The sequence below is a fragment of the Luteimonas pelagia genome (genome assembly GCF_054776035.1).
Map to the genome: position 1 here is coordinate 413,002 of NZ_BAAHCG010000001.1, position 22,046 is coordinate 435,047.

At 70.7% G+C, this 22,046-nt stretch carries 19 protein-coding genes and 2 pseudogenes; 13 read left to right on the top strand and 8 right to left on the bottom strand.

What is annotated here, in order from left to right:
* Positions 1-268: 268 nt before the first annotated feature.
* On the bottom strand, positions 269-1,963 hold the full coding sequence (gene murJ / locus ACYU7H_RS01875) for a murein biosynthesis integral membrane protein MurJ (protein WP_460812025.1): 1,695 nt from the start codon (positions 1,961-1,963) through the stop codon (positions 269-271).
* 135 nt (positions 1,964-2,098) lie between these two features.
* On the opposite strand from murJ, the gene rpsT reads away from it, so the two are divergent.
* On the top strand, positions 2,099-2,368 hold the full coding sequence (rpsT, locus tag ACYU7H_RS01880) for a 30S ribosomal protein S20 (protein ID WP_460812027.1): 270 nt from the start codon (positions 2,099-2,101) through the stop codon (positions 2,366-2,368).
* Positions 2,369-2,774: 406 nt separating this feature from the next.
* Here the strand turns inward: rpsT and obgE are convergent, their stop codons facing one another.
* From obgE to rplU, 3 genes are all read right to left on the bottom strand, one after another.
* Complete coding sequence (gene obgE, locus ACYU7H_RS01885) at positions 2,775-3,881, bottom strand: GTPase ObgE (RefSeq protein ID WP_460812029.1); 1,107 nt, start codon at positions 3,879-3,881, stop codon at positions 2,775-2,777.
* A gap of 249 nt (positions 3,882-4,130) precedes the next feature.
* Complete coding sequence (rpmA, locus tag ACYU7H_RS01890) at positions 4,131-4,391, bottom strand: 50S ribosomal protein L27 (RefSeq protein ID WP_460812031.1); 261 nt, start codon at positions 4,389-4,391, stop codon at positions 4,131-4,133.
* 12 nt (positions 4,392-4,403) lie between these two features.
* A complete protein-coding gene (gene rplU, locus ACYU7H_RS01895; RefSeq protein WP_460812033.1) occupies positions 4,404-4,730 on the bottom strand; it encodes a 50S ribosomal protein L21 in 327 nt (108 codons plus the stop codon).
* A gap of 701 nt (positions 4,731-5,431) precedes the next feature.
* Here rplU and uvrA point away from each other — a divergent pair.
* Both uvrA and ACYU7H_RS01905 read left to right on the top strand, forming a co-directional pair.
* Positions 5,432-8,266: pseudogene (gene uvrA, locus ACYU7H_RS01900) on the top strand (excinuclease ABC subunit UvrA); the annotation flags it as partial.
* A 50-nt stretch (positions 8,267-8,316) separates the two neighbouring features.
* Positions 8,317-8,733 carry an acyl-CoA thioesterase gene (locus tag ACYU7H_RS01905; protein WP_460812035.1) on the top strand — a complete coding sequence of 139 codons (417 nt, stop codon included), beginning with the start codon at positions 8,317-8,319 and terminating at the stop codon, positions 8,731-8,733.
* Positions 8,734-8,964: 231 nt separating this feature from the next.
* On the opposite strand, the gene ACYU7H_RS01910 is transcribed toward ACYU7H_RS01905, so the two are convergent.
* The gene (locus ACYU7H_RS01910) at positions 8,965-9,522 is read right to left on the bottom strand and encodes a copper chaperone PCu(A)C (protein WP_460812037.1); all 558 of its coding nucleotides are present in this window, start codon (positions 9,520-9,522) and stop codon (positions 8,965-8,967) included.
* 56 nt (positions 9,523-9,578) lie between these two features.
* On the opposite strand from ACYU7H_RS01910, the gene ACYU7H_RS01915 reads away from it, so the two are divergent.
* The gene (locus ACYU7H_RS01915) at positions 9,579-11,150 is read left to right on the top strand and encodes a DUF4139 domain-containing protein (RefSeq protein ID WP_460812039.1); all 1,572 of its coding nucleotides are present in this window, start codon (positions 9,579-9,581) and stop codon (positions 11,148-11,150) included.
* A gap of 2 nt (positions 11,151-11,152) precedes the next feature.
* The gene (locus ACYU7H_RS01920; RefSeq protein ID WP_460813030.1) at positions 11,153-11,932 is read left to right on the top strand and encodes an enoyl-CoA hydratase/isomerase family protein; all 780 of its coding nucleotides are present in this window, start codon (positions 11,153-11,155) and stop codon (positions 11,930-11,932) included.
* An 11-nt stretch (positions 11,933-11,943) separates the two neighbouring features.
* Here the strand turns inward: ACYU7H_RS01920 and ACYU7H_RS01925 are convergent, their stop codons facing one another.
* The 3 genes and pseudogenes from ACYU7H_RS01925 to ACYU7H_RS01935 form a co-directional block, all read right to left on the bottom strand.
* Positions 11,944-12,795 carry a sulfurtransferase gene (locus tag ACYU7H_RS01925; protein ID WP_460812041.1) on the bottom strand — a complete coding sequence of 284 codons (852 nt, stop codon included), beginning with the start codon at positions 12,793-12,795 and terminating at the stop codon, positions 11,944-11,946.
* A 67-nt stretch (positions 12,796-12,862) separates the two neighbouring features.
* Positions 12,863-13,677: pseudogene (locus ACYU7H_RS01930) on the bottom strand (NUDIX hydrolase).
* Between the two features lie 89 nt (positions 13,678-13,766).
* Positions 13,767-14,450 (bottom strand): FKBP-type peptidyl-prolyl cis-trans isomerase N-terminal domain-containing protein, encoded by a 684-nt coding sequence (locus tag ACYU7H_RS01935; protein ID WP_460812043.1) that lies wholly within the window; start codon positions 14,448-14,450, stop codon positions 13,767-13,769.
* Positions 14,451-14,690: 240 nt separating this feature from the next.
* On the opposite strand from ACYU7H_RS01935, the gene ACYU7H_RS01940 reads away from it, so the two are divergent.
* The 8 genes from ACYU7H_RS01940 (at position 14,691) to pstB (ending at position 22,045) form a co-directional block, all read left to right on the top strand.
* Positions 14,691-15,485, top strand: a complete 795-nt coding sequence (locus ACYU7H_RS01940) for an enoyl-CoA hydratase/isomerase family protein (protein WP_460812044.1) — start codon at positions 14,691-14,693, stop codon at positions 15,483-15,485.
* A 103-nt stretch (positions 15,486-15,588) separates the two neighbouring features.
* Positions 15,589-15,960: a hypothetical protein gene (locus tag ACYU7H_RS01945; RefSeq protein ID WP_460812046.1), complete on the top strand. Its 372-nt coding sequence runs from the start codon at positions 15,589-15,591 to the stop codon at positions 15,958-15,960.
* 98 nt (positions 15,961-16,058) lie between these two features.
* A complete protein-coding gene (nth, locus tag ACYU7H_RS01950; protein WP_460813031.1) occupies positions 16,059-16,703 on the top strand; it encodes an endonuclease III in 645 nt (214 codons plus the stop codon).
* A gap of 97 nt (positions 16,704-16,800) precedes the next feature.
* Positions 16,801-17,934: an OprO/OprP family phosphate-selective porin gene (locus ACYU7H_RS01955; RefSeq protein WP_460812048.1), complete on the top strand. Its 1,134-nt coding sequence runs from the start codon at positions 16,801-16,803 to the stop codon at positions 17,932-17,934.
* Positions 17,935-18,143: 209 nt separating this feature from the next.
* Positions 18,144-19,226, top strand: a complete 1,083-nt coding sequence (pstS, locus tag ACYU7H_RS01960; RefSeq protein WP_460812049.1) for a phosphate ABC transporter substrate-binding protein PstS — start codon at positions 18,144-18,146, stop codon at positions 19,224-19,226.
* Positions 19,227-19,365: 139 nt separating this feature from the next.
* Complete coding sequence (gene pstC, locus ACYU7H_RS01965) at positions 19,366-20,334, top strand: phosphate ABC transporter permease subunit PstC (protein WP_460812051.1); 969 nt, start codon at positions 19,366-19,368, stop codon at positions 20,332-20,334.
* A complete protein-coding gene (gene pstA, locus ACYU7H_RS01970; RefSeq protein ID WP_460812052.1) occupies positions 20,334-21,191 on the top strand; it encodes a phosphate ABC transporter permease PstA in 858 nt (285 codons plus the stop codon). Before pstC ends, pstA begins: the two co-directional genes overlap by 1 nt.
* A 59-nt stretch (positions 21,192-21,250) precedes the next feature.
* Entirely contained in the window at positions 21,251-22,045 is a 795-nt protein-coding gene (pstB, locus tag ACYU7H_RS01975; RefSeq protein WP_460812054.1) for a phosphate ABC transporter ATP-binding protein PstB, read from the top strand.
* Position 22,046: the final 1 nt, after the last annotated feature.

Below are 22,046 nucleotides of genomic sequence, written 5' to 3' on the forward strand. Positions count from 1 at the left end.
GCCATCCCGGATGGCCGCGATTGGATCGCACGCGACGTGCCCCGCCCTTCGCGCCTGTAGAGGCGCTCCTACGGGAAACGCGAACCCTCTCGTAGGAGCGCGCCTGCGCGCGCGATGCCACCGGCGCCGGGGACGTCACCGCCACCGGATGGCGTCGCACGCCACAGACCGCGCCCTTCGCGCCTGTAGAGGCGCTCCTACGGGGGAAGATGCAATCGCGTAGCCCCGGTGGCGGTGCAACGCGCCGCCCCGCGAATCCCTCCCGCGGTCAGTGGTCGCGGAGGTGGCGGGGGCGCAGGCCGAAGATCAGCAGCGCCGCGGCATAGCTGGCGGCGCCGGCGGCCACGATCGCCAGCAGCCACCACACCCGCGCCAGCCCGTGCAGCGCATCCCAGTCGCCGACCCACGCGCGCAGGCCGTAGACCACCGCCGCCATCACCGCGCACGAAGCAAGCATCCGCAGCGCGAACACGCCCCAGCCCGGCTCGTGCCGGTGCAGCCCGGCCCGCTTCACGTACCGCCGGAGCAGCCAGACGTGGAAGATGCCCGCCAGCGCCGTGGCCAGCGCGATGCCGCCGTGCGCGCCCTGCACGCCGTTGAGCCACAGCGGCGTGGTGATCGCGATGGTCAGCAGCACGTTGGCCACCACCGTCCAGATCGCCGCGCGCATCGGGGTCTTCGTGTCCTGCCGGGCATAGAACGCCGGCAGCAGCACCTTGCTCAGCATGAAGGCCGGCACGCCGATCGCCATCGCCCCCAGGCTGATCGCGGCCATCCGGGTGTCGAAGGCGGTGAACGCGCCGTACTGGTAGATCGTGGCGGTCAGCGGCCCGGCCAGCAGGACCAGGCCCAGGGCGGCCGGGAATCCGATCAGCAGCGCCATCCGCATCGCCCAGTCGAGCGTGTGCGAGTACCCCTCGACGTCCTGGTCGGCATGCCGGCGCGACAGGTGCGGCAGGATCACCGTGCCCAGCGCCACGCCGAACAGACCCAGCGGGAACTCGACCAGCCGGTCGGACAGGTACAGCCAGGTCTGGCTGCCGGTCACCAGCAGCGAGGCGAAGATCGTGCCCACCAGCAGGTTGAGCTGCGCGACCGACGAGGAGAACAGCGTCGGCAGCATCAGCTTGGCGACCCGGCGCACGTCCGGATGCCTGAAACCGGCCTTGAACCGCGGCCGCAGCCCCAGCCGGCCCAGCGCCGGCCACAGCACCACCAGCTGCAGCACGCCCGCGGCCAGCACGCCCCAGGCCAGCGCGACCGGCGGCACCTCCAGCAGCGGCGCAAGGAACAGCATCGCCGCGATCACCGTCAGGTTGTGCAGCACCGGCGTCACGGCCGGCAGCGCGAACTTCCCGAAGCTGTTTAGCACCGAGGCGACCAGCGCCATCAGCGAGATGAACAGCAGGTACGGGAAGGTGATCCGCAGCATCCGCGCGATCAGGTCGAACTTGGCCGGCTCGTCCAGCGAGCCGGGCGCGAAGACCGCCGCGATGCCCGGTGCGGCCAGCATGCCGAGGGCCACCACCACCAGCACCACCGCGCACAGGGCGCCGGCCATGTGGTCGAGGAAGTCCTTGAGCGCGGCTTTGTCGCCCTTCTGCCGGATCTCGTTGAAGACCGGGACGAAGGCCATCTGCATGGAGCCTTCCGCGAAGATCCGGCGCAGGTAGTTGGGGATGCGGTAGGCGACGACGAAGGCGTCCATCGCCAGCGACACGCCGAAGATCCGGGCCTGGAGCATGTCCCGCACCAGCCCCGCGATCCGGGACAGCAGGGTCATGGCGCTGAAGACCGCGCCCGAACGCATCAGGCCCGTGCGGGCGCGCTTGGGGACGCCGGGCGGGGGCTCGGGCAGGTTTCCGGGGACGGGCGGGCTGCCCTCCGGGGCACCGGCCGGGGGGCTGGGTGGCGCGGCTTGGCCGCCGGGCTCGCCGGCCTCCCCGCCTCCTGAATGACTCATGCGCCCCCCCGCCCCGTCCGCCTGGCCGCCCGGGTTGACCCAAGCTGCTGAAATGCCCATAATTTCCGGTCTTGCCGGGCCGTCGGCCCGCGCAATCGCTCCAACACCCTACCAGTTTCTTCCAGGATTCCCGCAGTGGCCAACATCAAGTCCGCCAAGAAGCGCGCCAAGCAGGCTGTCGTGCGCAACAACCGCAACGCCAGCCAGCGCTCGATGCTGCGCACGGCCGTCAAGAAGGTGCTCAAGGCCCTCGACGCGAACGATGCCGAAGGCGCCAAGTCCGCGTTCCAGTCGGCGCAGCCGCTCCTCGACCGTTTCAGCGCCCGCGGCCTGATCCACAAGAACAAGGCCGCCCGCCACAAGAGCCGCCTGACCGCCCGGATCAAGGCGCTGCAGGCCGCCTGAGGCTCGCGCTCCCGCAATACCAGGAAACCCGGCCTCGGCCGGGTTTTTTGTTGCCCGCGCGACCCGGGTGGCGACGATCCACGACCCCGGGAAGCGCCTCCTGTAGGAGCGGGGCTTGCACCGCGATGGCTTTCCCCGCGACGCCTGTCGGCATGGCATCGCGCCCCAAGGTGCGCTCCTACAGGGGGCGCTTTCCCGCCGGACAGCATCCAAGCCGTCATCCCGGCGAAGGCCGGGATCCATTGTCCACAGGTGCCGGATTCAATCGCGCGCGTAGGCGCGCTCCTACAAGGGGTCTTGCGCGGGTCTGTCCGGTGCGACGCCGTCATCCCGGCGAAGGCCGGGATCCATTGTCCCCGGGTGCCGGATTCAATCGCGCGCGTAGGCGCGCCGATGCGCGGGGCGGTTACGCGGTGGTGTCGCCTGCGGAGGCGTCTTCGGCGGCGGCGCGCTCGGCGTCCTCTTCCCGCTGGCGATCGAGGAACGCCTGCACCTGCCGCATGATCGGCATGGTGCCCTCGCGGCCGATGGCCGACACCAGGTACCACGGGCCTTCCCACCCGAGCCGGGCGACGATGTCCTCGGCGCGCGCCTTCGCGTCTGCTTCGGGCATCAGGTCGGCCTTGTTGAGCACCAGCCAGCGCGGCTTGGCCAGCAGCTCCGGATCGTGGCGCTCCAGTTCGCGCTCGAGCTTGCGCACCTGCTCCACCGGGTCCGGGGCGCCGTCGTCGTCGCTGCCGTCATCGAACGTGCTCTCGTAGCCCATCGGCGCGATGTCGACCAGGTGCAGCAGCAGGCGGGTGCGCTGCAGGTGGCGCAGGAACTGCGCACCCAGGCCCGCGCCCTCGGCCGCACCCTCGATCAGGCCCGGGATGTCGGCGATGACGAAGCTGCGGTGCGGCTCCACGCTCACCACGCCCAGGTTCGGATAGAGCGTGGTGAACGGATAGTCGGCCACCTTCGGCGTGGCGGCCGAGACCGCGCGCACGAAGGTCGACTTGCCCGCGTTCGGGAACCCGAGCAGGCCCACGTCGGCCAGCAGCTTGAGTTCGAGCTTGAGCGTGCGCTCCTCGCCCTCGGCGCCCGGCGTCGCCTTGCGCGGCGCGCGGTTCACCGAACTCTTGAAGTGCATGTTGCCCAGGCCGCCCCGGCCGCCGCGCGCGACCAGCAGGCGCTCGCCGTGGCGGGTCAGGTCCCCGATCACCTCGTCGGTCTCGACGTTGACCACCACAGTGCCCACCGGGACCGTGACCACCAGGTCCTCGCCGCCGCGACCGTACATCTGCCGCCCCATGCCGTCCTGCCCGCGCTGGGCCTTGAACTGCTTCTGGTGGCGGAAGTCGACCAGCGTGTTGAGGTTCTCGTCGGCCAGCAGGTACACGCTGCCGCCGTCGCCGCCGTCGCCGCCGTCCGGCCCGCCGAGCGGGATGAACTTCTCGCGCCGGAAGCCGATGCAGCCGTTGCCGCCGCGGCCCGCGATGACCTGGATTTCAGCTTCGTCGACGAGTTTCATTGGATCGGTCGCCCGGTGTGGATGTGGCGCGCATGGCGCGGCCGCGGGAAAGCATAAACAACGTGCTGTGGAAGCAGCGACGCAGCCTGTCGTCCCGAGCATAGCGAGGGACCTGCTTCATCGTGGCTGCAGGGAAAGCAGGTTCCTCGCTGCGCTCGGAACGACAGTGTTGGCGGAACTCCGCGGGCGGCGCCGCAAACAAGAAGCCCCGCCGGAGCGGGGCCTCTCGACTCACGTTGTCGCGGCGGTTCAGGCCTCGGCGACGACGCTCACCGTGCGGCGCTTCTTCGGGCCCTTGGTCGAGAACTCGACCTTGCCGTCGACGAGCGCGAACAGCGTGTGGTCGCGGCCCAGGCCGACGCCCGAACCCGGGTGGAACTGCGTGCCGCGCTGCCGGACGATGATGTTGCCGGCTTCGCACGCCTGGCCGCCGTACAGCTTGACGCCCAGGTACTTCGGGTTGGAGTCGCGGCCGTTGCGCGAGGAACCTACGCCCTTCTTGTGTGCCATGGCTGCTTCTCCTTACTTCTTGCCGTCGCCGGAACCGTTGATTCCGGTGATCTCGATTTCGGTGTAATGCTGCCGGTGGCCCATCTGCTTGCGATGGTGCTTGCGGCGGCGGAACTTGACGATGCGGACCTTGTCGGCGCGGCCGTGGCCGACGACCTTGGCCTTGATGGTGGCGCCCTTGATGTCGTCGCCGAGCTTGACGCCATCGGAATCGCCGAGCATCAGCACGTTGTCGAAGCTGATCTCCTTGCCTTCCTCGGCATCGAGCTTCTCGACGCGCAGGACCTCGCCCTTCATCACGCGGTATTGCTTACCGCCGGTGACCAGAACTGCGTACATGACTGTGTTCCTTAGCTTGGTGCGTTGTGTAGTTCTTCTGGGTACCTGCCCGCCATCGAGGGCGGACAGAAGCGGAATTGTAGGGCTTTCAGCGGGTTAGGGTCAACCGACCCCAGGGCCACGCTCAGGCCCCGGAACCCCGGAACCCCGGCTCCGCGGCCCAACGCCGCTCTCCGCGTGGAAGCGGCTCCGGGATGGGGCGCGGGCACGCGGCCGGCCGCGGCGGGTGCTCGCTTTTCCCTCGGTCAGGGCATCCTGCCCTGACTCGGGCGCAGGCCATCCCTGGCCTGCTTGGCGCGAGCACCCGCCCCGTCCGTCCGCTCCTCGGTGACCCGATTTCGGCGGAAGAAGCGCTCCAAACAGGCAGTGCGCGAGACGCGCTGTTCTGGCCGAAGGCCGGGCGTCCTGGCTGCCGAGGAGGACCCGTGACCCGGGGTATCCCGCGACAAGCCGGCCAAGGATGGCCGGCGCGCGCGTCAGGGCAGGACGCCCTGCCGCGCGAAGAGCGGGATACCCCGGGTCGCGGGGCCGGGCGACCCGAAGCCAGTGAAAATGAACCTGACCCCATTCCGGGGGCTTGGGACGGTGGGAGTCCGGGCATTTGCCCCCAGATAGGGGCCTCGCTACGCTCGTCCGTTGGCCCGCGATCCGCCCGATCGGCCGGCCGCCCCACCCTCGTCGAAAGGATTCCGGCCCCACCGATGGCGATGGAATACATCCGCATCCGCGGCGCGCGGACGCACAACCTCAAGAACCTCGACCTCGACCTGCCCCGCGAGAAGCTCATCGTGGTGACCGGCCTGTCCGGCTCAGGCAAGTCGTCGCTCGCGTTCGACACCATCTACGCCGAGGGCCAGCGCCGCTACGTCGAGTCGCTGTCGGCCTACGCCCGCCAGTTCCTGAGCGTGATGGAGAAGCCCGACCTCGACCACATCGAGGGGCTGAGCCCGGCCATCGCCATCGAGCAGAAGGCCACCAGCCACAACCCGCGCTCGACCGTCGGCACGATCACCGAGATCTACGATTACCTGCGCCTGCTGTACGCCCGCGTCGGCCTGCCCCGCTGCCCCGACCACGGCTACCCGCTCGAGGCGCAGACCGTCAGCCAGATGGTCGACCAGGTCCTGGCGCTGGGCGAAAAGGAGGAGACGGCCGAGAAGCGCTGGATGCTGCTCGCCCCGGTGATCCGCGAGCGCAAGGGCGAGCACGCCCAGGTCTTCGAGCAGCTGCGCGCCCAGGGCTTCGTGCGCGTGCGCGTGGACGGCGTGCTGCACGAGATCGACGACGTGCCCGCGCTGGCCCTGCGCCAGAAGCACAGCATCGACGCGGTGATCGACCGCTTCCGCGTGCGCGACGACATCCGCCAGCGCCTGGCCGAATCCTTCGAGACCGCGCTCAAGCTGGGCGAAGGCATGGCCGTGGTCATGCCGCTGGACGACGACGGCCATCCCCCGCTGCTGTTCTCCTCCAAGTACAGCTGCCCGGTGTGCGACTACTCGCTGCCCGAGCTCGAGCCGCGGCTGTTCTCGTTCAATTCGCCCGTGGGTGCGTGCCCTGAGTGCGACGGCCTGGGCGTGAGCCAGTTCTTCGATCCGGCGCGCGTGGTCGTGCACCCGGAGCTGTCGATGGCGGCCGGCGCGGTGCGCGGCTGGGACCGCCGCAACGCCTACTACTTCCAGCTGATCGCCTCGCTGGCCAAGCACTACGGCTTCAGCGTCGACACGCCCTGGAACGAGCTGGGCGAGGACGTGCGCCAGGCCGTGCTGTTCGGCAGCGGCAACGAGTCCATCACCTTCAGCTACCTCACCGACGCGGGCGGGCGCAGCCAGCGCCGGCACCGGTTCGAGGGCATCGTGCCGAACCTGGAGCGCCGCTACCGCGACACCGAGTCGGCGGCCGTGCGCGAGGAGCTGTCCAAGTACATCAGCGAGCGCGCCTGCACCGAGTGCGGCGGCGCGCGCCTGAACCGCGCCGCGCGCAACGTGTTCGTGGCCGAGCGGCCGCTGCCGGACCTGGTGGTGCTGCCGATCGACGAGGCGCTGGCGTTCTTCACCTCGATGACGCTGCCCGGCTGGCGCGGCGAGATCGCGGCCAAGATCGTCAAGGAGATCGCCGACCGGCTGAAGTTCCTGGTCGACGTGGGCCTGGACTACCTCACCCTCGAGCGCAAGGCCGACTCGCTGTCCGGCGGCGAGGCGCAGCGCATCCGCCTGGCCTCGCAGATCGGCGCGGGCCTGGTGGGCGTGATGTACGTGCTCGACGAGCCTTCGATCGGCCTGCACCAGCGCGATAACGAGCGTCTGCTCGGCACCCTCACGCGCCTGCGCGACCTCGGCAACACGGTGATCGTGGTCGAGCACGACGAGGACGCCATCCGCATGGCCGACCACGTGCTGGACATCGGCCCGGGCGCCGGCGTGCACGGGGGCGAGATCGTGGCGCAGGGCACGCTCGAGGACGTGCTCGAGGCGCCGCGCTCGCTGACGGGCCAGTACCTGTCGGGCAAGCGCCGCATCGAGGTGCCGCAGCAGCGCCGCAAGCCCAACCCCAAGATGATGCTCAAGCTGAAGGGCGCGACGGGGAACAATCTCAAGGACGTCGACCTGGAGATTCCGTCGGGGCTGTTCACCTGCATCACCGGCGTGTCCGGCTCGGGCAAGTCGACGCTGATCAACGACACGCTCTACGCGCTGGCCGCCAACGAGATCAACGGCGCCTCGCACACGCCGGCGCCGCACGGCGACATCGAGGGCCTGGACCTGTTCGACAAGGTCGTGGACATCGACCAGTCGCCGATCGGCCGCACGCCGCGCTCGAACCCGGCCACCTACACCGGCCTGTTCACGCCGCTGCGCGAGCTCTTCTCCCAGGTGCCCGAGTCGCGCGCCCGCGGCTATGCGCCGGGGCGCTTCTCGTTCAACGTGCGCGGCGGCCGCTGCGAGGCCTGCCAGGGCGACGGCCTGATCAAGGTCGAGATGCACTTCCTGCCGGACGTGTACGTGCCCTGCGACGTGTGCCAGGGCAAGCGCTACAACCGCGAGACGCTGGAGATCCTCTACAAGGGCCACAGCATCCACGACGTGCTGGAGATGACGGTCGAGGACGCGCTCACCCTGTTCGAACCGGTGCCGGCGATCGCCCGCAAGCTCGAGACGCTGGTGGACGTGGGCCTGAGCTACATCAAGCTCGGCCAGCCGGCCACCACGCTCTCGGGCGGCGAGGCCCAGCGCGTGAAGCTGTCGAAGGAACTGTCGCGGCGCGACACCGGGCGCACGCTCTACATCCTCGACGAGCCGACGACCGGCCTGCACTTCCACGACATCGAGCACCTGCTGGTCGTGCTGCACCGGCTGCGCGACGACGGCAACACGATCGTGGTGATCGAGCACAACCTGGACGTGATCAAGACCGCCGACTGGGTGATCGACCTCGGTCCGGAAGGCGGCCATCGTGGCGGGCAGATCATCGCCACCGGCACGCCGGAGGATCTCGCGGGCATCGCCGCATCGCACACCGGGCAGTTCCTGGCCCGGATGGGCGGCATCGCACCGGCCAGGGGCAAGGCGGGCAAGCGGAAGTCGGCGGCATGAGCGCGACGCCGGGCGACAACGCACCGCGCGTCCTGTTCCGCACGCCGATGCAGCTGCGATGGCGCGACCTGGACGCGTTCAACCACGTCAACAACGCGAACTTCCTCACCTACATCGAGGAGGCGCGCATCCGCTGGTTCGAAAGCCTGGACCGGCCGTGGATGACCGACGCGGTGGCGCCGCTGCTGGCCGCGGTGCAGATGAACTACCGGATGCCGATCCCGTATCCGTCCGAGCTGTCCGTCGAACTGCTGGCCGGGCGCCTGGGCAACACCTCCGCGACGATCGAGCACCGCATCGTCGGCGCCGACGGCACGCTGTTCGCCGACGGCCATGTCGTGATGGTCTGGATCGACCGCGCCACCGGCCGGCCGGTGCCCCTGCCCGACGTCATCCGAGAGATGGCCGCCTGACGCCGCTACCCACGCGCCCTTGGGCGGGGATGCATGGGCACGGGCGCCGGCGCCGGCGCTGACATCGTGAACCGCGAGCACATCACACGCGACCTGTCGCGGCTTCGCGCCTGTAGAGGCGCTCCTACGGGTGCATCCGCCGCGGGATCCACTCGGGCCCCGTAGGAGCGCGCCTACGCGCGCGATGCATCCGGCGCCGGCACCCGTGTCACGGCCTGCGCGGGTCTGGGGTCAGTTCGCGTTGCGGACTTCCAACTGGCCGGCGATCTCGCGGCCATCGTCCAGGACGAACGTGACCTCCACGCGCTGGCCCGCCTCCAGCGGATTCACCGGCTGCATCAGCATCAGGTGCAGCCCCCCGGGCGCGAGTGTCGCCCTCTCGCCGGGCGCGATCGCCAGCCGCGGCACGGGCCGCATCCGGCTGACCCCGTCCTCGCCCATGCGCGTCTCGTGCAGTTCCACCGCACCGAACGCCGGGCTCGATGCCGACACCACCGTCACGGCTGCCTCGCAGGCGTTACGCAGCGTGCCGAAGCCCGCCAGCATCGGCATCCCCGGCGGACCCTGGCGCGCCCAACCATCCGCCAGCCCGGGCGAGCATTCCGTCGCGTCGTCCGCGGGCAGCGGGGCGGCATCGTCCAACCCGGCAACGGGTTCCACGTCGGGCGCCCCCGCGTCGCCGGAAGGTGCCGCGGATTCCCCGCACGCCGCGAGGACGAGCACCAGGAGCGCGAGCGGCAGGCTGCGCACGGCGCGATCGGCACGGATGGCGTTCGAGGGCTGGGACATGACACGGCTCAGTTCGGGCGGCCTATGATATCGGCACGTCCTTGCCGGAGCCGTCGATGAATCGATCGCTGATCCGCATGCCGCGGGGCCTCGTGCTGCCGTTCGCGCTTTCAGGTGCGCTCGTCGCCTGCAACAACGTCGACGCGCCGGACGCGCCGCCCCAGCGCCCGGTCGCACCGGAAGCGGCGGCGCCGGACGGAGGCGGCAACGCACCGGAACCGCGTGCGGCCTCCCACCTGACCATCTTCAGCGGCGACTACGCACAGCTCGCATCCGGCGGCAGTGGCGGCTTCGCGCAGGTGCGGAGCGAACTGACCTACGCGCTCCAGTCGGGCGCGAACAGCATCGCGGTCGGCGACCTGCCGCGTGGCGTCGACGTCGCCGCCGTCTCGCTGCGACCGTCCACGCAGGGCGTGGACGTCGGGGCCCAGCGCTTCCTTGCCCCGTTCGACAGCGCCGAAAGCGTGCTGGCCCGTGCGATCGGACGCCGGGTATCCGTCGAGCACAGCTCCGGTGGCGCCAAGCAGACCGACAGCGGCACGCTCGTGGCGGCCGGGGATGCGATCACGCTCGCGCTGGCCGACGGCCGCTACAAGCTGATCCGGGAGTACGACAGCCTGAGCGTGCTCGAAGCCGGCGACCTGCCGGGTGCCGAACCGACCCTGCGCTGGCAGGTCACGTCGCCGCAGGCGGGCAACGCCAACTTCCTGCTCTCCTACCCCACGACCGGCCTGTCATGGCGGGCCGAATACGTGGCGCGGCTGGCCAAGGTCGAGGACGGCTGCCAGCTCGCGCTCGACGGCTGGGCGATGGTCGCCAACCGGTCCGGCGTCGGCTATCCGAATGCCCAGCTGACCCTCGTGGCCGGCGAGCCCGAGCGCGCGACCGAGGACGCCCGGAAGTTCCGCGCCGCACCCGCGCCCGCGGCCGCGCCGGAAATGGACATGGCCCAGGGGGCGATGCCGACCCGGCGCCGCGCGGGCGAATACCACGCGTACGACCTGCCCGGCCACAGCACGCTGGCCGACGGCGCGATCGAACGCGTGCCGCTGTTCACGCGGGCAGAGGCGGTCGCTTGCCAGCGCAGCTACGTAACCGGCCCCGCCGGCGAGCCCTGGCAGCCGCCGCGTCCGCTGCTCGAGCCGGGTTATGACACCGGCACCGGTGCCCAGCCGGTCAAGGCGGTCGTGGAAATCGCCAACAGCGAAGACACCGGCCTGGGCCGCCCGCTTCCCGAAGGCCGCATCCGCGTGTTCGACGGCGACGAGTTCCTCGGCGAGTCGCAGCAGGGCCACACGCCCGCGGGCGCCGAACTGCGCATGGAGGTTGGCACGGCCTTCGACCTGACCGCCGAACGCGAGCGTGTCGCCTTCGCCGTCGACCGCGAAGGCCGCACCATGACCGAATCGTTCCGCGTCACCGTGCGCAATGCGCGCGATGCCGACGTGGTGGTCACGGTGGTCGAGCCGATGGGGCGCTGGTCGGACTGGGCGCTCACCGAATCGAGCATCGAGGGCACCCGCCGCGACGCGCAGCACGCCGAGTTCGAGGTGCCCGTGCCCACGGGTGGCGAGACGGTGCTCGCCTACACCGTCCGCTACAGCTGGCCGCGGGGCATGACGCCTTGAGCCTGGTCGAGCGCCGGACGCATCCGGGCGAAGGCGGCGACATCGTCGAGCTGCGGCTGGCCCGCCCGCCGGTCAACGCGCTCGACCCCGCGCTGTGCGGGGCGCTGCGCGATGCCGTGGCGGCGGCGATCGAGGACGGCGCCGCGGGGCTGGTGCTGTCCGGTGGCCCGAAGGTGTTTTCCGCGGGCCTCGACGTGCCCCACCTCCTTTCCCTCGGCGACGACCGCGCCGCGCTGATGGCGGCGTGGGAGGCGTTCTTCGGCGCCGCGCGCGCGCTGGCGGGCAGTCCGGTCCCCGTGGCCGCGGCCATCAACGGCCACGCCCCGGCCGGTGGCTGCGTCCTCGCGCTGTGCTGCGACTGGCGGGTGATGGCGCGAAGCGCGGACGCCGCGCGGCCCTATGCCATCGGGCTCAACGAGACCCGCGTCGGCCTGGCCGCGCCGATCGGCGTGCAGCGGCTGATGGTCCGCGCCGTCGGCCCACGCCGGGCGGAACAGTTGCTGGTGGCAGGCGACCTGCTTCCCGCGGAGCGCGCGCTGGAGGCGGGGATCGTCGACGCACTCGCCGAGGGCGAGGCCGTGGTGGAGGCCTGCCTCGCCTGGCTGCGCCCGCTGCTCGCCCTGCCCCGCCAACCGATGCTGACGACGCGGGCCATCGCACGCGCGGACGTGGTGGATGCGCTGCGCCCGGAACACATCGACCTGGACCGCTTCATCGACGACTGGCAGGACCCGGACACGCAGGCGGGGCTGCGCGCGCTGGTCGCGCGCCTGGGCAAGTAGACCGCGGGCGGTCAGGCGTCGCCGGTGCCGACCGGCCGGTCCGGGTCGCTGATCCACCCACTCCACGAACCCGTGTACAGCGCGGCGCCCTTCAGGCCCGCGCGCTCCATCGCCAGCAGGTGGTGGCATGCGGTGACGCCGGAACCGCACATGGCCATCACCCGCTCCGGCGGCCGGCCGTCGAGCAGCGCCCGGAACTCGTCGGCCAACTGCGCGGGCGGCTTGAGGCGACCGTCTTCAAGGTTCGCCGCGTACGGACGGCTGGTCGCGCCCGGGACATGTCCGGCGCGCGCATCGATCAGTTCCTGCTCGCCCCGGAACCGGTCCGCGGCCCGCGCATCCAGCAGCAGGTCGCCGGACTCGAGACGGGCCTGCACGGCGTCGGCGTCGACCAGGCGCGTGGCGTCGAAACCGCCTTCGTACCGGGTGGAACGGACCGACGGCATGGCGGTGTCGACGGGCAACCCGAGGTGGACCCAGCGCCGCCAGCCGCCATCGAGCACGGCCACCCGCTCGTGGCCGAGGCTGCGCAGCAGGAACCACAGTCGCGCGGCGATCGCGCCATCGGCCTCGTCGTAGGCCACGACCTGGTGCGACGGCGAGATCCCCCATGCACCGAGCTGCGCGGTGAACGCCTCGGCATCGGGCCACGGGTGCCGCCCCTGCCCGTGCTTGCCGTGGTCTGACAGGTCGTGGTCGAGGTGGGCGTACACCGCCCCGGGAATGTGGGCTTCGCGATACGCGCGGGCGCCGGCCTGGGTGTCCCCGAGATCGAAGCGGCAATCGACGATGGCCAGGTCCGCGCGCCCCAGCGCGATGCCGAGCACTTCGGCCTGGACGACGGTGGTCCAACCCTTCGACATCGCGGCACCCCCTGGTCCGAGCGCGACATCCTAGACCCGCGCCATGGGCGGGGCGTGAACGCATGCGTCACCCGAGGAGGCGTGCGCCCAGGTTCTGCATGATCATCGCGGTGGCGCCCCAGACCGGGGCCGGTGCGGCCGGATGCGGAACGAACTGCGGCACCCTGCGCATGCGGCCGCGCCACGGGACCTCGCGTGCCTGGAGGTTCGCCGGATCCAGCAACCAGTCCAGGGGCAGTTCGAAGACGGCCGCGACTTCCGCCGCGTGCGGTCGCGCGACGAAGCCGGGATCGATGTCGGCGACCACCGGGACGACGCGGAAGCCGCTGATCGTCGCGAGGGGATCCAGGTAGCCGAGCGGCGTGGCCTGGCCGACGCCCAGGCCCACTTCCTCGTGCGCCTCGCGCAGGGCGGCGGCCATCGGCCCCGCGTCGCCGGGGTCGATCCGGCCACCGGGAAAACTCACCTGGCCGGCATGCAGGCGCATCGCGGGCGGGCGCAGCGTCAGCAGCACCTGCAGGGTGGCGTCGCGTTCGACCAGCCCGACGAGCACCGCCGCTTCCCGAAACACCAGCCCTGGCCGCAGCAGGTCATCGAGGTCGCGCCGGTTCCAGCCCTCGCCGGGTGGCGGGTGGTCGATCGGGTGCAGCACGCGGGCGATCGCCTCGCGCCGGGCGCGGTGCGCGCCGCCGCCGTTCACTGCCTGCGCGCCTCGCGTGCCGGCAGGACGTGTTCCATCAGGCGCAGGCGCTCGTCGTCACCCATCTGCAGCCAGCGGGCGATCTCCGCGTTGCTGCGCAGGCAGCCGTGGCAGAAGCCCTCCTCGTCGAGCGTGCACACGCCGATGCAGGGACTGAGGACCGCGCGGAAACCGGAAGACATGGCTCGTGCCGGGGGGATCGGGGAAAGCGGGATCTGAAACGACGACGCCGGCCCGGGGCCGGCGTCGCCTCGACGCTTGGAGCGCGTGCCTACTGCACGCTCACCAGCTGCACTTCGAACATCACCGCCACGTTCGGCGGGAAGCCCGTGCGCGGGTCCGCGCCATAGGCCTTGTCGGCCGGCAGCACGATTTCCCACTTCGAGCCGGCCGTCATGTTGGTGATCGCCTCGCGCATCGCGGCCAGCTCGATGCCGCTGACCTTCATGCTGGTGGTCTGCGCCGCCGGGACCTGCTGCGGCTTCTGGCCCCACGGGAACGGACCGGCGACCTGCAGTTGCACGGTGCTGGCGGCGGTCGGCTTGGCACCGTTGCCGTTCTGCAGCACCCGGTACATCGCGCCGCCCGGCAGCGCCTTCACGCCGCTGGTGCCGCGGTACTGGGTGACGTACTGGTTGCTGCGCGCGGTGTTCTCGGTGGCCGCCTTGTCCCAGTTCGCCTTGGCCTTGGCGGCCTGGCGCTGCTGCATGCCCTGGACCACGGTTCGCAACTGGTCGACCGGCACGGTCGGCTCGCGCTTGGCGTAACCGTCCTGCAGGCCCTTGATGATGGTGGCGATGTCGAGCGACTCGCCGCTCTCGGCGGCGTTGCGGCCCAGGTCGTAGCCGAGCGCGTAGCTCAGCTTGCCCTTGTCCGACGAGGTGTCCTGCGCGACCGACACGCCGGTCGCAAGGGTCAGCGCCGCGACCGCGGCAGCGAGCAAACGCAACTTCATTCCAACCTCCGGATGTGAATCGGGGCGGTGGTGCCGCCCCGAGGATTCCTGCCGCCGCGAGCGACGGACTGGACGCGCTAGGATAGCCGCGGCAGGGCTTAATCTCCACTGACGCGGGCCCTCTGACAGGGGGTGTCCGTGGAAGTTCCGCCCCCGCCGGGGCCCCGGCCGCGTCCGTTCATCGCGCCTTCGGCCCCGACCACCCCGAGCCATCCCACTTCCGGACACGGACCCGAACCCATGCCCGACACCCCCGAAACCACGCCCGTCGCGACCCGCGACCACGACGCCGTCCGCCTGGTCACCGTCAACCGCCCCGACAAGCTGAACGCGCTGGATGCGGCCACCATCGACGCGCTGCAGGCCGCCTTCGACGCCGCAGCCGCCGCTGAAGGGGTGCGCTGCGTCGTCCTGACCGGCGCCGGCCCGAAGGCCTTCGTCGCCGGCGCCGACATCGCCCAGATGAACACCCTCACGCCGGTGCAGGGCCGCGATTTCTCCCTGCGCGGCCAGCGCCTGATGCGCACGATCGAGACCTTCCCGAAACCCGTCGTCGCGATGGTCAACGGCTTCGCCCTGGGTGGCGGGCTGGAACTGGCGATGGCCTGCCACCTGCGCATCGCCTCCGACAACGCCAAGGTCGGGCAGCCGGAGATCAACCTGGGCCTGGTCCCCGGCTTCGGTGGGACGCAACGGCTGCTGCGGCTGGCCGGTCGCGCGGCCACGCTCGAGCTGTGCCTCACGGGCGCCCCGGTCGATGCGCAGCGGGCGCTGCAGCTGGGCATCGTCAACCGCGTGGTGGCGCAGGACGCGCTCGAGCAGGAAGTGATGAAGCTCGCCGCCCAGCTCGCCGCCGCCGCGCCGCTCGCGCTGCGCGCCATCCTCGACTGCATCACCGTGGGCGGCGAGTGCGCGATGAACGAGGGCCTCGAGTACGAGTCCGCGCAGTTCGGCCTGGTGTTCTCCACCGACGACATGCGCGAGGGCACCGCGGCGTTCCTCGGCAAGCGCAAGCCGGAATTCAAGGGCACCTAGCCGCCCCACTGTCGTCCCGAGCAAAGCGAGGGCCTGCTTTTCAGGCACCGACGAAAGGAAGAAGCAGGTTCCTCACTGCGTTCGGAACGACAGGGACTTGACGATGACGACGCCCTGCCCCGCCTGCCATTGCATCGCGAACGCGCCCGCCCATGCGGTCGTGGCGGCGCTGCTGGTGGACGACGTCGACCGCGCGATCGAGGGCGGGTTGCTCGATGACATCGCGTGCGACATGTGTGACGCGGCCTGCCGGGCCCGGGTCACCGAGGCGCGCCACGCCCGCCGATCCGCACTGGCCGCCCGCGAGCGGTACCGCGAGCGGCAGGTCCGGCTCGCGCGCCGCGCGGCCGAGCGCGACGCGCAGCGGCGCGGCGCCGCGGATCCGACCGCCGGCCCCGGCGCACCCGCGGAACTGCCGAAAGCGGCCTCCGACGCCCTTGCCCGCGCGCTGGCACGCGCCGCGAAGCCGGACTGATGCCCGGGCGCGCGAAGTCCCCCTCGACCGCGACCCGGGCGAAGAAGGCGTCGGCCGGGCCCGCGAAGCGCAAGCGCCCCGCCCTGCGCGCGCGACGCATGCCGGAAGCGGACATCCACGAATTCTTCGCGCGCCTGCGCGAGCTTGATCCCGCGCCGAAGACCGAACTCGAATACGCGACGCCCTACGAACTGCTGGTCGCGGTCGCGCTGTCGGCGCAGGCGACCGATGCCGGCGTCAACAAGGCCACGCGCCGGCTGTTCAAGGTGGCGAACACGCCCGCGGCGATGGCCGCGCTCGGCGTCGAGGGCCTGAAGCCGTACATCGCCACGATCGGCCTGTTCAACACCAAGGCCGCGAACGTCGTCGCCGCCGCGCGCATCCTGGTTGAAGAACACGGCGGCGAGGTCCCGCGCGACCGCGCCGCGCTCGAGGCGCTGCCCGGCGTGGGCCGAAAGACCGCGAACGTGGTGCTCAACACCGCGTTCGGCGAGCCGACCATGGCGGTCGACACGCACATCTTCCGCGTCGCCAACCGGACCGGCCTCGCGCCCGGCCGCGACGTCCGCGAGGTCGAGGACGCGCTGCTCTCGCGCGTGCCCGCCGCGTTCCTCCACGACGCGCACCACTGGCTGATCCTGCACGGGCGGTACACCTGCAAGGCGCGCCGGCCCGAATGCCCGCGCTGCCCGGTGCGGGACCTGTGCCTGTACCGGGACAAGACGCCGGGCGACCCGGAATAGCGGGTCGGCGCCCCGCCACCGGCTGGCCTGTCATATTCCCGAAACCTCCGGACGCAAGACTGCGCGCCGTCCCCAAGCCATGCGACGCCAATTCGTCATGAACCTGACACCCCGCCGACTCACCCTCGCGCTCCTTGCCGCCGCCCTCGCGCCGATCGCCCATGCCGAGGTCGCCATCCATGAATCCGACGACTTCAGCATCGGCTTCGAGGGCATGGTCCAGACCGACGCCTACTGGTACGACAGCGACCTGGCCGACCTCGACGGCGATGCCGGCGACGGCGACGACGCCGACTTCGGCCTGCGCCGCTCCGAACTGGTGCTGTCCGGCGGCATCCACGGCTTCGACTGGGTCGCCGGCTACGACATGACCGGCGAGAAGTGGCTGGACGTGAACCTCGCCCGCAGCTTCGGCGCGCACACCTTCCGCGTCGGCCAGTTCAAGCAGCCGAACTCGATGGAAGAGCTGTCCTCCACCAAGAACAACGACTTCATCTCCAAGGCGATGGTGACCAACACCTTCGGCGTCTCGCGTCGCCTCGGCGCGTCGTACGGCTACGCCGAAGGCCCCTGGACGGCGACCGCCAGCTGGTTCGGCCGCGAGCTGACCGACGGCGGCGCGCGCGGTGCGGGCTACGGCCTGCGCGGCACCTTCGCCCCCGACGTCGGCGAGGGCAACCTCGCGCACGTCGGCGTGTCCTACGTCGACTACGACACCGCGAACGACAGCGCGCGGCTGCGTACCCGCCCGCAGGCCGACCAGGCCGGCATCCGGCTGGTGGACACCGGCACGCTGGCCGACGCCGACCGCATCTCCACGATCGGCCTGGAAGGCATGTGGGCCACCGGCCCGGTCAAGCTGCAGGGCGAAGTGATGCGCAGCACGATCGACCGCTACAACGCCGGCGACTTCGGTGCCGAGGGTGCGTACCTGGCTGCGCTGTGGAACGTCACCGGCGAGTCCTTCGCCTACAAGCCGGGCGTGCCGGCCACGCCGAAGGCGGAGAATCCGTCGCTGGGCCTGTGGCAGCTGGGCGTGCGCTACGACACGATCGACCTGGACGATGGCCTGGTCGAGGGCGGCGAGATGGATGCCGTGACCGTGGGCGTGAACTGGTACTGGCAGAAGAACTTCAAGTTCATGCTGAACTACGTCGACGTCTCCAGCGACCGCCGCCGCCTGTCGGACGACCCGGACATCCTCGAGGCGCGCGCGCAGTTCTACTGGTGACGCTGCCGCCCGAGCGTCCCCGGCTGGCCTGATCCGCCCGCAAGCGCCCCGGTCACATGACCGGGGCGTTGCCTTTCCGGCCCCCCCATGTCACCCAGGGCGTCCTGCGGGCCTTCGGGAGACGGCTGTCACACGGATGTAACACGGATGTCATTCCATGGTCGCACCGCCGTCGCAGCATGCCGGCACCCAATGACCTGGAGTCACCGATGTCCCGCATCCCGGCCCTCGCCGTCCTGACCGTCTCCCTGGCACTGGCCGCCTGCTCCGACGGCGCGCCCCCGGCCGCCTCCGACGCCAACGCCCCGCTGCCGGGCCAGGCCGCTCCGTCCGACCAGGTCGCCGCCCAGATCACCGGCGCCGGCGCCACCTTCATCTACCCGCTGATCTCGAAGTGGTCCGACGACTACAACAAGGCCACCGGCGCGCGGATCAACTACCAGTCGATCGGCTCGGGCGGCGGCATCGCCCAGATCAAGGCCGGCACGGTGGACTTCGGCTCGTCCGACAAGCCGTTGCCCACTTCGGAGCTCGACGAGGCCGGCCTGGGCCAGTTCCCGTCCGCGATCGGCGGCGTGGTCCCCGTCGTCAACATCGAGGGGATCGAGGCCGGCGAGCTGCGCCTGACCGGCGCGCTGCTCGCGGACATCTTCATGGGCAAGGTCACCAACTGGAACGACCCGGCGATCGCCGCGGTGAACCCGGGCGTGCAACTGCCCGACAAGAAGATCAGCGTCGTGCACCGCTCGGACGGTTCGGGCACCACCTTCAACTTCGTCAACTACCTCTCCAAGGTCAGCCCGGCGTGGAAGGATTCGATCGGCGAGGGCACGTCCGTCAGCTGGCCGACCGGCGTGGGCGGCAAGGGCAACGAGGGCGTGGCCGCGTACGTGAAGCAGATCGACGGCGGCATCGGCTACGTCGAGCTGGCCTATGCGACCGAGACCGGCATGGCCTACACCGCGATGCAGAACGCCGCGGGCAACTGGGTGCAGCCGAGCATCGAGACCTTCCAGGCCGCCGCCGCGACCGCCGACTGGGCGAACGCGGAGGACTTCAGCCTGGTCATCACGAACGCCCCGGGCGAGCAGGCCTGGCCGCTGACCGCGACCAACTTCATCCTGATGTACAAGCAGCCGAAGGATCCGCAGCGTTCGCGCGACGCGATGGACTTCTTCACCTGGGCGCTGGAGAACGGCCAGCCGCAGGCGCAGGAACTGCACTACGTCCCCCTGCCTGCGGAGCTGGTCGCGCAGGTCAAGGCGTACTGGGCGGCCGAGTTCAAGCTGTAAACTCCAGCCTGCCATCGTCGTCCGGCGCGTCCTGCGCGCCGGGCGCATCTCCAGGGGCCGACGGGTGGCCAACCACCCGCCGGCCTCCGCCTTTGTCCGCCCCCGCGCCTGCCGGGGCTGATCCGATGGATTCCACCCGATGAACGCGACCGCCCTGCCCGCCTCGACGCCCGCCCGTGACGTCGCCGACGCGCGCGCCGACCGCGGCTTCCGCTGGGTCGTCACCGGCGCGGGCGTGCTGGTGCTGGTGTCGCTGGCCGCCGCCGCGCTGTCGATGCTCTGGGGCGGCCGCGCAGCGTTCGAGAAGTTCGGCCTCGCGTTCCTGTGGCGCGACGCGTGGAACCCGGTGCAGCAGGACTTCGGCGCGCTGGTGCCTATCTACGGCACGCTGGTCACCGCGTTCCTGGCCATGCTCATCGCCGTGCCCGTGAGCTTCGGCATCGCCATGTTCCTCACCGAGATCGCGCCCAAGTGGCTGCGTGGTCCCGTCGGCGCCGCGGTCGAACTGCTCGCCGGCATCCCCTCGATCATCTACGGCATGTGGGGCCTGTTCATCCTGGTGCCTTTCCTCGGCCAGAACATCTACCCCTGGGTTGACGAGCACCTCGGCGCCATCCCGCTCATCGGCGCCATGTTCTCCGGCCCGCCGCTGGGCCTGGGCATGGGCACGGCGGGCCTGGTGCTGGCGATCATGGTGATCCCGTTCGTCTCGTCGGTGATGCGTGAGGTCTTCCTCACCGTGCCGGGGCAGCTCAAGGAATCGGCCTACGCGCTCGGCTCCACCCGCTGGGAGGTGGTCTGGGACATCGTGCTGCCGTACACCCGATCGGCGGTGATCGGTGGCGTGTTCCTGGGCCTGGGCCGCGCGCTGGGCGAGACCATGGCCGTCACCTTCGTGCTCGGCAACGCGCACCGGCTCACCGCCTCGCTGCTGGAACCGGGCAACTCGATCGCGGCGACCATCGCCAACGAGTTCGCCGAGGCCGACTCGCCGATGTACCTGTCCTCGCTGATCGCCCTGGGCTTCGTGCTGTTCCTGGTGACCTTCGTGGTGCTGACGATCTCGCGCCTGATGCTGCGCCGCCTGTCCCGCCGGGAGGGTCGCTGATGGAATCCCTGTACCGCGCGCGCAGGATCAAGAACCTCGTCGCCAACGTGCTGGCGGTGCTGGCGACGGCCTTCGGCCTGTTCTGGCTGGTCTGGATCCTGTGGACCACGCTCAGCCACGGGCTTTCGGCGATGAACCTGTCGCTGTTCACGCAGGACACGCCGCCGCCGGGCGCCGACGGCGGCCTGCGCAACGCCTTCTTCGGCAGCGCGCTGATGAGCCTGCTGGGCATCGCGATCGGTGCGCCGATCGGCGTGCTCGCCGGCACGTTCCTGGCCGAGTACTCGCATTCGAAATGGTCGGCGCGCCTCGGCGAGACGGTCCGCTTCGTCAACGACATCCTGCTGTCGGCCCCATCGATCGTCCTTGGCCTGTTCGTCTACACCCTGGTGGTGGCGCAGATGGGCCACTTCTCGGCCCTGGCCGGCGGCATCGCGCTGGCCTTCATCGTGCTGCCGGTGGTGGTGCGCACGACCGACGAGATGCTGCAGCTCGTGCCGGCGCAGATGCGCGAGGCCGCGCTGTCGCTGGGCGTGCCGCAGTGGAAGGTGATCGTGCAGGTGCTGTACCGCTCGGCCATGCCCGGCATCGTCACCGGCATCCTTCTGGCGCTGGCCCGAATCTCCGGCGAGACCGCCCCGCTGCTCTTCACCGCGCTCAACAACCAGTACTGGTCCACCAACGTGCTGGCGCCGATGGCCAACGTGCCGGTGGTGATCTTCCAGTACGCGATGAGCCCGTACGACAGTTGGCACGGCCTGGCCTGGGCCGGCGCCTTCGTCCTCACCCTCTTCGTGCTGGTGGTCAGCCTGGTGGCGCGTGCGATCGTTGCGCGCGGGCGGGTCGGCCACGGATGACCCCCATGATGCTCGACCAGACGCCCCGCCCCCTCCATGCCCATGCCAGGACACCGGCCATGAACGATTCCGCCACCGTCGCCTCGGCCGCCAGCGCGAAGCTGCCGAAGCTCGCCGCGCGCGGCCTGGACTTCCACTACGGGAAGTTCCACGCGCTCAAGGACATCTCGCTCGACATACCGGAAAAGAAGGTCACCGCGCTGATCGGGCCGTCGGGCTGCGGCAAGTCCACGCTGCTGCGCATCTTCAACCGCATCTACGCGCTGTACCCGAAGCAAGTGGCGTCGGGCCAGGTGCTGCTGGACGGGGAGAACATCCTCGACCCGAAGTTCCCGATGAACCGGCTGCGCAGCAAGGTCGGCATGGTGTTCCAGAAGCCCGTGCCGTTCCCCATGACCATCTTCGAGAACGTCGCCTACGGCATCCGCCACCACGAGAGGCTCAACAAGGCGGAGATGAAGGACCGCGTCGAGCAGGCCCTGCGACAGGGCGCGCTGTGGGACGAGGTCAAGGACAAGCTCGGCCAGAGCGCGCTGGGCCTGTCCGGCGGCCAGCAGCAGCGCCTGTGCATCGCCCGCGCCGTGGCGCTGCGCCCGGACGTGCTGCTGCTCGACGAGCCGACCTCGGCGCTGGACCCGATCTCCACCAGCCGCATCGAACAGCTGGTCGAGGAGCTCAAGCACGACTACACGATCGCGATCGTGACCCACAACATGCAGCAGGCCGCACGCGTCTCGGACTTCACCGCCTTCATGTACCTGGGCGACCTGGTCGAGCACGGTCCGACCGAAACCATCTTCTCCAACCCCTCGAAGCAGCAGACCGAGGACTACATCACCGGAAGGTTCGGCTGAC

Coding starts and splice junctions, on each gene's coding strand:
- murJ (WP_460812025.1), bottom strand. CDS start 1,963: ATGAGTCATTCAGGAGGCGGGGAGGCCGGCGAGCCCGGCGGCCAAGCC.
- obgE (WP_460812029.1), bottom strand. CDS start 3,881: ATGAAACTCGTCGACGAAGCTGAAATCCAGGTCATCGCGGGCCGCGGC.
- rpmA (WP_460812031.1), bottom strand. CDS start 4,391: ATGGCACACAAGAAGGGCGTAGGTTCCTCGCGCAACGGCCGCGACTCC.
- rplU (WP_460812033.1), bottom strand. CDS start 4,730: ATGTACGCAGTTCTGGTCACCGGCGGTAAGCAATACCGCGTGATGAAG.
- ACYU7H_RS01905 (WP_460812035.1), top strand. CDS start 8,317: ATGAGCGCGACGCCGGGCGACAACGCACCGCGCGTCCTGTTCCGCACG.
- ACYU7H_RS01910 (WP_460812037.1), bottom strand. CDS start 9,522: ATGTCCCAGCCCTCGAACGCCATCCGTGCCGATCGCGCCGTGCGCAGC.
- ACYU7H_RS01915 (WP_460812039.1), top strand. CDS start 9,579: ATGAATCGATCGCTGATCCGCATGCCGCGGGGCCTCGTGCTGCCGTTC.
- ACYU7H_RS01925 (WP_460812041.1), bottom strand. CDS start 12,795: ATGTCGAAGGGTTGGACCACCGTCGTCCAGGCCGAAGTGCTCGGCATC.
- ACYU7H_RS01935 (WP_460812043.1), bottom strand. CDS start 14,450: ATGAAGTTGCGTTTGCTCGCTGCCGCGGTCGCGGCGCTGACCCTTGCG.
- ACYU7H_RS01940 (WP_460812044.1), top strand. CDS start 14,691: ATGCCCGACACCCCCGAAACCACGCCCGTCGCGACCCGCGACCACGAC.
- ACYU7H_RS01945 (WP_460812046.1), top strand. CDS start 15,589: ATGACGACGCCCTGCCCCGCCTGCCATTGCATCGCGAACGCGCCCGCC.
- nth (WP_460813031.1), top strand. CDS start 16,059: ATGCCGGAAGCGGACATCCACGAATTCTTCGCGCGCCTGCGCGAGCTT.
- ACYU7H_RS01955 (WP_460812048.1), top strand. CDS start 16,801: ATGAACCTGACACCCCGCCGACTCACCCTCGCGCTCCTTGCCGCCGCC.
- pstS (WP_460812049.1), top strand. CDS start 18,144: ATGTCCCGCATCCCGGCCCTCGCCGTCCTGACCGTCTCCCTGGCACTG.
- pstC (WP_460812051.1), top strand. CDS start 19,366: ATGAACGCGACCGCCCTGCCCGCCTCGACGCCCGCCCGTGACGTCGCC.
- pstA (WP_460812052.1), top strand. CDS start 20,334: ATGGAATCCCTGTACCGCGCGCGCAGGATCAAGAACCTCGTCGCCAAC.
- pstB (WP_460812054.1), top strand. CDS start 21,251: ATGAACGATTCCGCCACCGTCGCCTCGGCCGCCAGCGCGAAGCTGCCG.